At 65.3% G+C, this 13,251-nt stretch carries 9 protein-coding genes; 2 read left to right on the top strand and 7 right to left on the bottom strand.

The features are described from left to right. Positions 1-12: 12 nt before the first annotated feature. A complete protein-coding gene (locus AC1DEK_RS28480; RefSeq protein ID WP_478128682.1) occupies positions 13-147 on the top strand; it encodes a hypothetical protein in 135 nt (44 codons plus the stop codon). Here AC1DEK_RS28480 and katE read toward each other — a convergent pair. Beyond that, positions 144-2,324, bottom strand: coding sequence for a catalase HPII (gene katE, locus AC1DEK_RS28475; protein ID WP_478128681.1), 2,181 nt, complete (start codon positions 2,322-2,324; stop codon positions 144-146). The two genes, AC1DEK_RS28480 and katE, sit on opposite strands and share 4 nt — an antisense overlap. Before the next feature lie 306 nt (positions 2,325-2,630). Here katE and AC1DEK_RS28470 point away from each other — a divergent pair, with 306 nt between their 5' ends. Next, on the top strand, positions 2,631-3,464 hold the full coding sequence (locus AC1DEK_RS28470; RefSeq protein WP_478128680.1) for a transglutaminase-like domain-containing protein: 834 nt from the start codon (positions 2,631-2,633) through the stop codon (positions 3,462-3,464). A gap of 6 nt (positions 3,465-3,470) precedes the next feature. Here AC1DEK_RS28470 and AC1DEK_RS28465 read toward each other — a convergent pair whose 3' ends face one another. The 6 genes from AC1DEK_RS28465 to AC1DEK_RS28440 form a co-directional block, all read right to left on the bottom strand. Further along, positions 3,471-4,646, bottom strand: a complete 1,176-nt coding sequence (locus tag AC1DEK_RS28465; protein ID WP_478128679.1) for a hypothetical protein — start codon at positions 4,644-4,646, stop codon at positions 3,471-3,473. A gap of 182 nt (positions 4,647-4,828) precedes the next feature. After that, positions 4,829-7,405, bottom strand: a complete 2,577-nt coding sequence (ligD, locus tag AC1DEK_RS28460; RefSeq protein WP_478128678.1) for a DNA ligase D — start codon at positions 7,403-7,405, stop codon at positions 4,829-4,831. Positions 7,406-7,516: 111 nt separating this feature from the next. After that, complete coding sequence (gene paaZ, locus AC1DEK_RS28455) at positions 7,517-9,562, bottom strand: phenylacetic acid degradation bifunctional protein PaaZ (RefSeq protein ID WP_478128677.1); 2,046 nt, start codon at positions 9,560-9,562, stop codon at positions 7,517-7,519. A gap of 23 nt (positions 9,563-9,585) precedes the next feature. After that, positions 9,586-10,326 carry an ABC transporter ATP-binding protein gene (locus AC1DEK_RS28450; protein ID WP_478128676.1) on the bottom strand — a complete coding sequence of 247 codons (741 nt, stop codon included), beginning with the start codon at positions 10,324-10,326 and terminating at the stop codon, positions 9,586-9,588. Between the two features lies 1 nt (position 10,327). Beyond that, positions 10,328-12,154 (bottom strand): branched-chain amino acid ABC transporter ATP-binding protein/permease, encoded by a 1,827-nt coding sequence (locus AC1DEK_RS28445; protein ID WP_478128675.1) that lies wholly within the window; start codon positions 12,152-12,154, stop codon positions 10,328-10,330. Further along, positions 12,151-13,179 (bottom strand): branched-chain amino acid ABC transporter permease, encoded by a 1,029-nt coding sequence (locus AC1DEK_RS28440; protein WP_478128674.1) that lies wholly within the window; start codon positions 13,177-13,179, stop codon positions 12,151-12,153. The genes AC1DEK_RS28445 and AC1DEK_RS28440 overlap by 4 nt, the downstream gene beginning before the upstream one ends. Positions 13,180-13,251 lie beyond the last annotated feature (72 nt).

Raw genomic sequence — 13,251 nt, 5'->3', positions numbered from 1 at the left:
GCTGGCGTGATCATGAGCCGTCTCTTCCAGCATTCATCCGGCCGCCAGGTGCGCGGCGTGGCTGTCGCGATCCTGTGGGGCACTGTCGAATGCTTCGCGCTGGCGCGGTCGCGCTGGTCGACCCGCTGGCGCACGCCGGCCGGCTAGGCCGGCACGCTGTCCACGTTGGCGCGGTCCCAGTGCCGGTGCTTCGCAATGGCGGCGACGAAGTCCTGCGCAATCTGCGTTGCGGCCGCGATGTCGCCGAGATTGGTCACCGGTGTTTCGGCGACGATCACGCCGGCGGGAACGCTCTTCGCGCCGGGCTGCACGCCGAGCATCGACAGCAGCTTGACGCCGTCGCCTACCGTGCATATCGCTTTGCAGTGCTTGTAGGCCTCCAGCACGAAGTGCACCGCATCGCCGTTGCGCGACAACGCCTCGGCACCTTGGGCGCCGGCGGGCACGAGCACCGCGTCGAACATCACCGACGGCATGTTGACGAAGGTGGCGTCGACGTCCAGTTGCCGCTTGGACATGCTCGCGACCGTGCCAAGCTGCGGGCCGATCACCTTGCATTGGGCGCCCGCCTTCTCGATTGCTTCCCGGATGGGCTTGAGAGAGGCTGAATCGATGCCGTCCGCGACGAGGATCGCCACCTTGCGCGTCTTGACCGAGCCGTCGCCGGTGTCGACCATGCGAAGCGCGGGCGATTCGTCAATCGGCATCGAGATGCGGTGTTCGCGAAAGCCCGCGCGACCGGCAGCCGCTTTTGCGTCCGGCGCGGCAATGCCCAAAGGTTCGGCCACCCGGCGCGCCAGCTTCTCGTCGACGTGCGCGAGGTTGTCGACCATGCGTTGGCGAATGGCGGGCACGTCGACCTTCGACAACTCGAAACGAAAGCCGCCGATGATGTGCTCCTTCTCGGCCGCGCTCTGGCTGTTGAAGAAGAGGCGGGCCTGCGTGAAGTGGTCGTCGAACGAAGGGCTGCGCCTTCGAACCTTGGGCGACTCCAGCGCCTCGGGATACGACTGGAAGCCGGCGCTCCCGCCATCGACGCGGTACTCCTTGCCATCGCCCAGCGAGTTCGGCTCGTAGGCCACCTGTCCCCGCGCGATGGTCTGGCGATGCATGCCGTCGCGCTGAAAGTTGTGGAAGGGACACACGGCCTTGTTGATCGGCAGCTCATGAAAGTTCGCGCCGCCCAGCCGCGAGATCTGCGTGTCCGTGTACGAGAAAAGCCGCCCCTGCAACAGCGGGTCGCTCGTGAAGTCGATGCCCGGCACCACATGGCCGGGGTGGAAGGCGACCTGCTCGGTCTCGGCGAAGAAGTTGTCAGGGTTGCGATTGAGCACCATGCGCCCGATTCGCTGCACCGGCACCATCTCTTCGGGAATGAGCTTCGTCGGATCGAGCAGATCGAAACCGAAGGCATGCTCCTTGTCCTGCGGAATCATCTGCACGCCGAGTTCCCATTCAGGAAAGTCGCCGTTCTCGATCGCCTCCCAGAGGTCGCGGCGATGAAAGTCGGCGTCCTTGCCGGCGATCTTCTGCGCTTCGTCCCACGCCAAGCCATGAATGCCGAGCTTGGGTTTCCAGTGAAACTTCACGAAGTGGCTGTCGCCCCGCGCATTGACGAAGCGGAAGGTGTGCACGCCAAAGCCTTCCATCATGCGCAGGCTCCGCGGGATGGCGCGGTCCGACATCGCCCACATCAGCATGTGCGTGGTCTCGGGCATGAGCGAGGCGAAATCCCAGAAGGTGTCGTGCGCGCTCGCCGCCTGCGGAATCTCGTTGTGCGGCTCGGGCTTGAGCGCATGGACGAGGTCGGGGAACTTGATCGCGTCCTGGACAAAGAACACGGGGATGTTGTTGCCCACGAGGTCGTAGTTTCCTTGCCGCGTGTAGAACTTGACGGCGAATCCACGCACGTCGCGCACCGTGTCGGCCGATCCACGAGAGCCTGCGACGGTCGAGAAGCGCGCGAAGACGGGCGTCTTCACCGACGGGTCCTGCAGGAAGTCGGCGCTGGTGAATTGCGACATCGACTTGTAGACCTCGAAGTAGCCATGCGCCGCGGAGCCCCTGGCGTGCACCGCGCGTTCCGGAATGCGCTCGTGGTCGAAATGCGTGATCTTCTCGCGCAGGATGAAGTCTTCGAGCAGCGTCGGGCCGCGCGCACCGGCACGCAGCGAGTTGTGGTTGTCCGGAATCTGAACGCCCTGGTTCGTCGTGAGCGGCGTGGCGCTGCTGTCGACGGTGAAGGCTTCGAGTTGCTCCTGCTTCGCGCTATAGCCGTCGCTCTGCTTGAGGCGCCGGGCGGCGGCCTTGTTCTGTTGCGTCATCGGGAGATTCCTTCGGGGGTAGCTGGCGGTGCTGACAGGGCAAGGGCAGTGCGTGCCAATTCGCAAGCGTATGTGGCCCCCGTGCCGCAACCCGTAGTGGCCGCGCGCCGCAGCGTGTGGGAGTCTCCAGTGATTCACAGTAGGAGCGCACCGACGAAAGGGCGGGGCTGATGAGGCCGGTTGACGTTTGCCTACGCGTCTTGAGGCGCTCATTCCCTCACCGGCACCGGCGCGAAGAGCATAGGATGAGTTGCTCGCCACCCCATCCGGCCCAACCCGACCCAATCCACTCGATTGCAGCGCATCATGCTCATCAAAATCGGCTTCGACATCGAACTGGGCGTCACTCCGCCCACGGCATTGATCTACATGCTGCGCGTGCACTCGTCACGTGCGCAGGATATCCAGCCCGGCGAAAGCACGACGATCAGCCCGCCGCTGCGAACAGACTTCTACACGGACACGTTTGGCAACGAGTGCGCGCGCGTGGCCATACCCTCCGGCGTGAGCAAGGTGCGCCTGCAGAGCCAGGGCGTGGTGTACGACACCGGCCTGCCTGACCCGGCGACATTCGATGCGATCGAGCATGCGCCTGCCGACCTCCCGACGTCGACACTGCAGTTCGTGCTGCCCAGCCGCTATTGCGAGGTCGACAGCGAACTGCTGCAGCTTGCGTGGGGGCTCTTCGGCGGCGTGCCGGCCGGATGGCAGCGCGTGCAGGCCATCTGCGATTTCGTTCACCAGCACCTGCGCTTCGACTATCAGAGCGCGCGAGCCACCCGTACCGCTTTGGAGGCTTACCGCGAACGCGTCGGCGTGTGCCGCGACTTCACCCACCTGGCCATCACGCTGTGCCGCTGCATGAACATCCCCGCACGCTATGTGACCGGGTACCTCGGCGACATCGGCGTGCCGCCGATACCCTCGCCGATGGACTTCAGCGCCTGGTTCGAGGTCTACCTGGGCGACCGCTGGCACACCTTCGACGCGCGCCACAACGTGCCGCGCATCGGTCGCATCCTGATCGCACGCGGCCGGGACGCGGCCGACGTGCCGATCACGATGGTGTTCGGTGCCAGCACGCTGGAGCGCTTCGAGGTGACGACGGATGAGGTGCTGCCGCAGCCGACCTTTGCGTGAGCCTGGTCAGTGGGTCAGGCCGACATGGAGGTAGCCGTTGTGGATGCTGGGACTGCCCATGAGGACGTAGAGGCCCTTGCCTTGCATCGCAAAGGCGACTCCGGTCGTCTGGCCGACGGTGAAGCTCGCCTTCTTCCATCCCTGTGGCTCGGTGGTCGACGGAACGGAGAGCGGGTAGCTTTCGGAACTGCTGCTGCCGTCTAGCGCCTTGCTGGTCACGTCGATCGACGTCGGACCGATGCTGTACTTGCTCCAGTCGCCCATTTCGCTGCCGCCATACGCAGTCGAAGTCGGCCACGAAGCGCCGCTCGGCAAGCCGACGCGGAAGACGCGATTCGCTGGCATGCGTGCGTCCGCATCCGATTCGAGCAGCACGTTCTCCCCGCCGATGCGCGCCACCGCAAAGACGAGCTTGTCGCTCGCATCGGAGTCGTTCGTGAAGGTCCAGTGCCCTTGCGCGTCCGCAGTGGCAGCGGCTGTGTAGTGGACCAGGGTCTTGCCGGTCCCCGTGCAATTGGCGAGATTCGACAAGGTGTTGGTTTCGTTGCACTGGTCGAGGCCGGTGCCCTGGCCCGAAATCTTCACTTCATGCAACCGCGAACTGAGTTGAGGCAACGAATTTCCCGATCCGGCAGTCAAGGTCAGGTCCAGGCGGTTGTACAGACCGTCGAGCTGGGTCTTGTCGGTCACGAGTGAACGCGTGGCGACAAACGGAAGCGACTCGCTGATGTTGGTGGTATTGGCGAACGGGAGAGGCAACGGCGCAACGCCGACGAGCGTATCCGCCGAGACGCGAAAACGCGCGTTATTAGAGGTCGCCAGCTTGGTGACCGCGTCGACCATGACGTAGGTGCCGGCCGTTTCAGGGTCGGTCATCAACGTGCCTGAACGAATGAGGGCGCCTGCGCTGTCGAGGAGCGCGTACTGCTTGAGGTCGAAGTCGACCTTGAACTTGAATTCCGTGCCGGCACCGCTGAACACCTGGTAGGTGCCGTTGCGGGCGTCGGCGGCGGGCACCTCCGGCGTCGTCTGCGGCGCCTGGGTGTTTCCGGTGGCTCCGGTGGCCGAGCCGCCCGGCGCCTGAAGCGAAAAGCCGGCGCTGCCGCCGCTGCTACCGCCGCCGCAAGCGGCGAGACTCAAGATCAACATCGTCGCGCTCGCGACGGAAAACGGTGCCCTCATCTCGGTTTCTCTTTCGTTTTTATTGCGTCGGTGCGTCGAACTGACGATCACCTGACCAATAAATCGTAGGTTGTGAAACAACCTGTCACATGAAAAACCGATGAGTCACCCTCAAAGATGAGGAGGGAAAGTTGCATCCATGCAACAACGATCTATGCGGCAGCGCGCTGGCGACGGTCGCCCTAACCCGCCACGTAGCCCAGCCGCTTCATCGCGGCGCCCAAGGCGGTCCGGCTTTTCTCATAGTCCGCCCACGGTGAATTGCCGGTGGGCAGTCGGGCGCCGACGTTCTTTACGGTCCACTGCGAAGCGCTTTCAAGCAGGGGCAGTTCGTCCCATGCCACGGGTACCGAGACGGCCAAGCCCGGCCGCGAACGGGCCGACCAGGCGCACGCCGTCGTCGCGCCGAATCCGTTGCGCAGATAGTCGACAAAGACCTTGCCCACACGATTGCGCGGCCCGCTCTTGGCAACAAAGCGATCGGGGATGGTCTCCGCCAAATGCTGCACGATCCCTTGCGAGAAGCCCTTCACGGCATCCCAGTCGTAGCTGCGACGCAGCGGCACGACCACGTGCAGGCCCTTGCCGCCGCTGGTCTTGAGAAATGCCGGCAGCCCCAGTTCGTCGAGCAGGGTCCGCACCAGCATGGCGGCTTCCTGGATACGCGACCATTCGACGCCTTCGCCAGGGTCGAGGTCGAAGGTCATCCGGTCGGGCTTGCCGATGTTGTTCGAGGTCGCGTTCCATGTGTGGAACTCCACGACATTCATCTGCGCCGCCGCCAGGATGCCTTGCGCGTTGTCGATCTGCAGCAGCGGATCGTGGCCTGGATCGAGCGCCGGATCGAGCAGCTTCACGCCCGGCAGCTCGCTCTGCTTCATGTGCTTCTGAAAGAAGAGCTCGCCACCCACGCCCTCCGGCGCGCGCACCAGCGCCACCGGCCGGCCCTTGAGGTGCGGAAGAATGAGCTCGGCGACCTCGGCGTAATAAGCGACTAGCTCGCCCTTCGTGGTGCCGCTCTGCTCGTCGATCACGCGTTCGGCATGGGTGATGCGCTGCGGCATGGCTTTCGAAGCTCCTTGAGGTTTCGGTTCCTTGGTCGACTTCTTTGACTTTGCCTCGGTCGGGGTCGCCTGCTGAGGGGGCGCCGCGGTCTCGCGACGGATCTGCCCGGCGGGCTTGTCCGTGCGAAGCCCCTGGAATGCGGAGTGGCGGATGCGCCCGTCCTGCGTCCATTCGCCAAAGGCCACTTCGCACACCAGCACCGGCTCGACCCATTGCGCCTTGACGCCCGCAGGCCGCGTCTGAAAGGGGCACTCTCTCGTCTGCACCTCGTCGAGCTTCGCCTTGATGTCCGTCAGGCGACCGACGTCGAATCCTGCGCCGACGTTGCCGCAATACTGGAGCGCGCCTTTGTCGTCGTACACACCCAGCAGCAGCGAGCCGAAGCCCGTGCGCGAGCCCTTCGGCGCGGTGTAGCCGCCGATGACGAACTCCTGCCGCCGCTGGTTCTTGAGCTTGATCCAATCCGGCGAGCGGCGCGACACGTAGCTCGATCCCTTGCGCTTGCCGACGATGCCCTCGAAGCCGACCTTCGCCGACGAAGCCAGCAAATCGCGCGGCGCGACGTCGAAGGCTTCGCTGAAGCGCAGGAGATCGGGCGGCTTGTCTCCCGTCAGCCGGGCCAGTGCTGCGCGTCGCTCTTCCAGCGGAACATCCCGCAGATCGCGCCCATCCAGAAAAGGCGCATCGAACAGCCAATAGACGATCGATGAAGTGGATCCACTGTCGAAGGCGTTCTGCAGCGCCTGGAAGTCGGGCGCCCCGTGCTCGTTATGGACGACGATCTCGCCATCGAGCCACGCCGATCGAGTGGGGAGCTTCGCCAATGCCCTGGCCACGCCTGGCAGCCTGGATGTCCAGTCATTGCCGTTGCGCGTGATGCACTGCACCTTGTCGCCGTCGATGCGAGCGAGGATGCGATAGCCATCGAACTTGAGCTCATACAGCCAATCGGCCGGCCGGAGCGGTGGCGCGGAGACCAACGTGGCGAGCTCGGGTGAAAGCATTGCAGGCAATGGAGCCTTGCGACCGATGGCGCCCACGGCGGGTGTCTCGCTGGGCCTTGCGCTCACCTTTGTCTTCTTCGCGGCGGGCTCGGGCTTGCTCCCATAGGTGACCGGCGGCGGGCTGTCGACGTCTCGTCCGGTCAAGACGCTGTCGGGTTCGGCCTCGACGACGTCATAGTCCGCGAGATCACGCGCCTCGTCGTCGCGCTCCTTGATCAGCAGCCAGGGCTCCTTCTTTTCGCCCCTGCCGCGCATGCGCACCAGCGTCCAATGCCCCCGCAGCTTCTTGCCGCGCAGTTCGAACTTGAGCTTGCCTTCGGCCAGGGACTTGCGCGCGTCGCCCAGCGCGGACCATTCGCCGCGGTCCCACACGATCACCGTGCCGGCGCCATACTGCTTCGGCGGAATGGTTCCTTCGAAGTCGGCGTACGAGATCGGATGGTCTTCCACCTGCACGGCCATCCGCTTGACGCTCGGATCGAGACATGGCCCTTTCGGCACCGCCCAGCTCCTCAGAGTGCCGTCGAGTTCGAGCCGGAAGTCGTAGTGCAGATGGCTCGCGTGGTGCTTCTGCACGACGAAGGACAGCGTCCCCTTGCCGGCCTTGCCGCCCGTCTTCGGTTCCGGTGTCTTCTTGAAGTCGCGCTTGCGGTGGTAGGGCGCCAGCGCTTCGAGTGCGGATGCGGGCATGTCGGGTCTCCAGGCTGGGACCCTAGGATGCGCCGACACGAACCGCTGTAGGAAAGCAACGGCGGCGAGCGTCGGGAGGATTGCACCTTGGGCGCGGAACGCCCGCGCCGATCAACTCCGCTTGGCGACGAGGGTCAGGATGTCGTAGCTCGCGACCAGATCGCCATCCTGATTGGTCACCTCGACGTCCCAGGCCACGACACCTTGTCCGACGCCGTTGGCATCCTTCTTCTGCCGATCGATCTTGCGCTTGCATGTCAGGCGCGCGCGGATCGTGTCGCCGATGCCCACCGGCTTGATGAAGCGCAGCGTGTCGAGCCCATAGTTGGCAAGCACCGGCCCCGGCGCTGGCGAGACGAAGAGCCCCGCGGCGGCCGACAGCACGAAGTAGCCGTGCGCAATGCGCTTGCCGAAGGGGCTCTCCTTCGCGGCCACTTCGTCGAAGTGCATGTAGAAGTAATCGCCGGAGATGCCACCGAAGGCAACGATGTCGGCCTCGCCCACCGTGCGCCGGTGCGTGAGCAGCGAGTCGCCGATCTGCAGGTCTTCGAAGTGCTTGCGGAAGGGATGCACTTCGGATTCGTTCAGCTTGGCACCGCGCACGTATTCGCCGGTGACTGCCGCCAGCATGCTCGGCGAGCCTTGCACGGCCGCTCGTTGCAGGTAGTGCTTGACGGCGCGCAAGCCGCCCAGCTCTTCGCCGCCGCCTGCGCGGCCCGGGCCACCATGCTTGAGGAAGGGCAAAGGCGAACCATGGCCGGTCGATTCGGCTGCGGCTTCGCGGTCGAGCACGAGCAGGCGTCCGTGGTGTGCGGCCGCAAAGGGGATGGCCTTGGCGGCGGTGGCCGGGTCCTTGGTGACCAGTGTGGCGACAAGGCTGCCGCGTCCGCGCGCGGCCAGTGCGAGCGCTTCATCGAGCCCCTCATAAGGCATGAGTGTGCTCACCGGGCCGAACGCTTCGACATCGTGCGCGGCATCGTGGCGCATCGGTTCGCGTGAAAGCAGAAGCGTCGGCGAGAAGAACGCGCCCTCCGCTGCGCCTTCGCCGCGCGGCGCAAATCCATCGCGCTCGCCGAAGACCAGTTCCGCGCCTTGCATCAGCATGCGCACGCGCTCGGCGACGTCGGCCTGCTGCGCGTGCGATGCGAGCGCGCCCATGCGCACGTCTTCGAGCGAGGGGTCGCCGACGACCATCTTCGCGAGCCGCGCACGCAGCTTGTCGGCCACGGCGTCGAGATGTTGACGCGGGACGATCGCGCGGCGGATGGCGGTGCACTTCTGGCCCGACTTGACGGTCATCTCGCGCGCCACTTCCTTGACGAAAAGATCGAACTCTTCATCGTCGGGCGAGACATCCGGCGCGAGGATGGCGCAGTTCAGCGAGTCGGCCTCGGCGTTGAAAGGGATCGATTGGCGCACGACATTGGGATGCACGCGCAGCTTCGCGGCAGTGTCCGCCGAGCCGGTGAAGCTCACGACATCGGAGCCATTGAGCCGGTCGAGCAGGTCGCCCGTGCTGCCGATCACCAGTTGCAGACTGCCCTCCGGCAACAGACCCGAGCGGTGCATCATCCGCACCAGCGCTTCGGTCAGGTAGCTGGTCGAAGTGGCCGGCTTGCCGATGCAGGGCATGCCCGCAAGAAAGCTCGGCGCCCATTTTTCGAGCAGGCCCCACACGGGGAAATTGAACGCGTTGATGTGTACCGCGACACCTCGGCGAGGCACCAGGATGTGCGTTCCCGCAAAGCCGCCCTTCTTGCCGAGCGGCATCGCCGGGCCTTCATGCACGAGGTTGCCCGACGGCAGTTCGTTGCCGCCGATGCCCGCATAAGCGGCCAGCGTACCGGCACCGCCTTCGATGTCGATCCAGCTGTCCGCGCGCGTGGCGCCCGTGTGCGCAGAAATCGCGTACAGCTCTTCCTTGTGCTCGGCGATGTACTTCGACAGCGCTCGCAGGCGTTGCGCGCGCTGCTGGAAATCCATCGCCAGAAGATTGGGCAAGCCGATGTTGCGTGCGTGATCGAGCGCCTCGCCGAAGTCGATGCTTTCGGCATGCGTGCTCGCCACGGCTCGGCCGTTGATTGCACTGCGAAGCTCTTGCGCGCCCTGCTGGCCGAGCCAGCGGCCACCGATGAAGCTTTGAAGGGTCTGGGTCATGAATTTCTCCGTTCTGCGGACAGTCAGGCAGCGACGGCGTTCTTGTTGCCGAGGCCAAGGTAGGTGTCGATGATTCGGCGGTCGTGCAGCAGTGCCTGCGCAGGGCCGGTCAATGCGACCGCGCCGGTTTCAAGCACGTAGCCGCGATCGGCGACCTGCAAGGCGGCACGCGCGTTCTGCTCGACCAGCAGCACCGAGACGCCATGCGAGCGCAATGAAGAGACGACATGCAGCACTTCGCGCACGATCAACGGTGCGAGGCCGAGCGACGGCTCATCGAGCATCAGCAGACGCGGACGCGCCATCAGCGCGCGACCGATAGCAAGCATCTGCCGCTCGCCACCCGACAGCGTGCTGGCGAGCTGCGCGCGGCGCTCTTTCAGGCGCGGGAAGATCGCGAACACTTCGTCCATGCGCTCGCGCTGATCGCGCTTGCCCGTGCGCCAGCGATAGAAGCCGCCGAGCAGCAGGTTGTCTTCGACCGACATTTCGCCGAAGAGCTCGCGCCGCTCGGGCACCAGCGCCACGCCGCGCGCCACCATCGCTTCGACGCTTGGCCGTGCGATGCGCTCGCCGGCCAGCGTGAGGCTGCCGGTGGAGCGCAGCAAGCCCATCGCCGCACACAGCAACGTGGTCTTGCCCGCGCCGTTGGGGCCGATGACGGTGACGATCTCGCCCTCGTCGACGCGCAATGCGACGCCATGCACCGCCTCGACCGCGCCGTAGGCGACGCTGAAGTCCTGGAGTTCGAAGAGCGGGTTCATGTCATGCAGCCATCGGGATCGGTTCGTCGCTGCCGCCGAGGTAGGCGTCCAGCACGCGGGGATTGGATTGCACTTCGGCCGGCGTGCCTTCGGCGATGACGGTGCCGAACTCCAGCACGGTGATGCGGTCGGCGAGGTTCATGACGAATTCCATGTCGTGCTCGACGACGAGGATGCCCAGCCCTTCGGCGCGCAGTTGCGAAAGCAGTGTTGCAAGCGCCTGCTTTTCGAGGTGGCGCAGGCCCGCCGCCGGTTCGTCGAGCAGCAGTGCGGCGGGCTGGCCCGCGAGCGCGCGTGCGATCTCGACCACGCGCTGCTGGCCCAGCGCCAGCGAGGCGGCCGGCGCGTCGGCGTATTCGCCGAGCCCGCAGCGCTCGATCTGGCGGCGGGCTTCGGCCAGAAGTGCGGCTTCTTCCGCACGGTCCATCCGCAACATCGAACTCAACCAGCCATGTCGCCCGCGCCGGTGGGCACCCAGCGCCACGTTCTCCAGCACGCTGCGCATGCCGAGCAGACGCACATGCTGAAAGGTGCGACCGAGCCCGCGTGCCGCGAACTCGCGCGATGGCCTGCCACGCATCGGCTCGCCCATCAGGCGCACTTCGCCTTCACTCGGATCGTCGACGCCGGAAATCATGTTGAAGAAGGTGCTCTTGCCGGCGCCGTTCGGGCCGATCAGCGCATGCACTTCGCCGGCCTTGAGCGTCATCGCCACCGCGTTGTTGGCGACGAGCCCGCCGAAGCGCTTCGTGACCTTGTCCGCCTCCAGCAGCAGTTGGCCCGCAGGAGGTAGTTTGCGAGTGGCAAGCGTGGTGGTCGTCTTCGGCACAGGCACGGGGTCCGGCTTGAGGAATCGACCGGACACGCGCGCCAGCGTGGGCCACATCCCTTCGGCGAAGCGTTGCAGCACGAAGAGCATCAGCAGCCCGAACACGATCACTTCGAAGTTGCCGCTTGCGCCAAGCAGCTTGGGCAGGATGTCCTGCAACTGCTCCTTGACCAGCGTGATCAGCGTTGCGCCAAGCACTGCGCCCCAAAGATGTCCGGCGCCTCCGACCACGGCCATGAACAGGTATTCGATGCCGATGTTGAGGTTGAAGGGCGTCGGATTGACGAAGCGCTGCATGTGCGCATAGAGCCAGCCCGACAGCGCCGCGAGCAGCGCCGCAAGAACGAACACCTTGACCCGATAGCGCGCCGTATCGACACCCATCGACTCGGCCATCACGCGGCCCGACTTGAGCGCGCGGATGGCGCGGCCCTCGCGCGAATCGAGCAGGTTGTGCAGCGCCCAGAGCGCCAGCAACAGGACCGCCCAGATCAACGGGCCCAATGCGCGCGGCGATGCGAGCGAGAAACCCGCCACCGTGAGCGCCGGAACGCCGGTGATCCCGGTCTGCCCACCGAGGAACTCCAGGTTGCCGAAGAGGAAATAGAGGCTCAGCCCCCATGCAATCGTGCACAGCGGCAAGTAGTGGCCCGACAGCTTGAGCGTGATGGCGCCCAATCCCCACGCGATCGCAAAGGTGAGCACAAGCCCGAGCACCAGCCCGACCCACGGCAGCACGCCCGGCGAAACCACCCCGCCCAACGCTGAAGCCGCAACCGGCGACGTGCAGACCCAAGCAGTCGCATACGCGCCGACGGCAACGAAAGCCGCTTGCCCGAAAGACGTCATGCCGCCGATGCCGGTGAGCATGACAAGGCCCGCCGCGACCATCGAATAGAGACCGATGTAGCTGAAGAGCGTGACGGTGAATTCCGGAAGCCAGGCCCAACTGAGCGCCAGCGCCGCAATGCACAGCAACGTGAGATAGCGCCGCGTCATTCTTCATCCTCCACATGACGGCTGCGCAGCGAGCGCCACCACAGGACGGGAATGATCAGCGTGAACACGAGAACCTCTTTGAATGCACTGGCCCAGAACGAAGAGAAGGCTTCGAGTTGGCCCACCAGCAGCGCACCGAGCAGCGCAATCGGATAGCTACCGAGCCCGCCCACGATCGCCGCGACGAAGCCTTTGAGCCCGATGAGAAAGCCGGTGTCGTAATAGACAGTCGTCAGCGGTGCGATGAGCAGGCCGGAGACGGCGCCGATCAAGGCTGCGAGGGCAAAGCTCAGGTCGCCCGAAAGATCGGTTGGGATGCCCATGAGCCGCGCGCCGACGCGATTCATTGCCGTGGCGCGCAGCGCCTTGCCGACGATGGAGCGTTCGAAGAAGACGAACATCAGCACCACCAGCACGAAGGCGACGCCCACCACCACCATCGACTGGCCGCTGATCGGAACACCGCCGATGTCGAATTGCGCCTCGGAGAAAGCAGGCGTGCGCGATCCTTCGGCGCCGAAGAACAACAAGCCGAGGCCGACCAGCACTCCGTGCAACGCGACCGAAACGATCAACAGAATCAGCACGGTCGCATCAGCCAACGGCCGATACGCGAGCCGGTACAGCAGCGGCCCGAGCGGCGTGATGAGCACCAGCGCCGTGACTGCCTGCATGGCGAGCGACGATGGATGAACAGCGAGCACGAGCAGGGAAGCCAGCGCCGGAAAGGCGATCGTCCACACAGCCGTGGCCTTCCAATCCACCGTGGCGCCCCGCTTCCAGCGCCAGGCTTCAACTCCAAGCGTTGCGACCGCAAGCGCCAGCAGTAGCCAGAGCGTGGCCGGCGTACGTCCGCCGTTGAGCGCCGCCATCGACAGCGCACCAAAAGCCACGAGTTCGCCCTGCGGAATGAAGATCACCCGCGTGACCGAAAAAACCAGCACCAGCGCCAAGGCCATCAGTCCGTAGACCGCCCCGTTGACGATGCCGTCCTGCCCCAGCAAAAGGGCGATCTGAGTGTCCATCACACCCCCAGGCTTGCCCACTGCGTGTGGCCGCCACCCCCCTCAAGGGGGCGCTGCCAGCGGCCCGGCGAA

It is taken from the genome of Variovorax sp. 10N420 (assembly GCF_056394705.1).
The sequence above is the reverse complement of the archived record's forward strand: the minus strand, read 5'-3'. Positions and strand labels throughout refer to the sequence as shown.

Coding starts and splice junctions, on each gene's coding strand:
- AC1DEK_RS28440 (WP_478128674.1), bottom strand. CDS start 13,179: ATGGACACTCAGATCGCCCTTTTGCTGGGGCAGGACGGCATCGTCAAC.
- AC1DEK_RS28465 (WP_478128679.1), bottom strand. CDS start 4,646: ATGAGGGCACCGTTTTCCGTCGCGAGCGCGACGATGTTGATCTTGAGT.
- AC1DEK_RS28445 (WP_478128675.1), bottom strand. CDS start 12,154: ATGACGCGGCGCTATCTCACGTTGCTGTGCATTGCGGCGCTGGCGCTC.
- paaZ (WP_478128677.1), bottom strand. CDS start 9,562: ATGACCCAGACCCTTCAAAGCTTCATCGGTGGCCGCTGGCTCGGCCAG.
- ligD (WP_478128678.1), bottom strand. CDS start 7,405: ATGCCCGCATCCGCACTCGAAGCGCTGGCGCCCTACCACCGCAAGCGC.
- AC1DEK_RS28480 (WP_478128682.1), top strand. CDS start 13: ATGAGCCGTCTCTTCCAGCATTCATCCGGCCGCCAGGTGCGCGGCGTG.
- AC1DEK_RS28450 (WP_478128676.1), bottom strand. CDS start 10,326: ATGAACCCGCTCTTCGAACTCCAGGACTTCAGCGTCGCCTACGGCGCG.
- AC1DEK_RS28470 (WP_478128680.1), top strand. CDS start 2,631: ATGCTCATCAAAATCGGCTTCGACATCGAACTGGGCGTCACTCCGCCC.
- katE (WP_478128681.1), bottom strand. CDS start 2,324: ATGACGCAACAGAACAAGGCCGCCGCCCGGCGCCTCAAGCAGAGCGAC.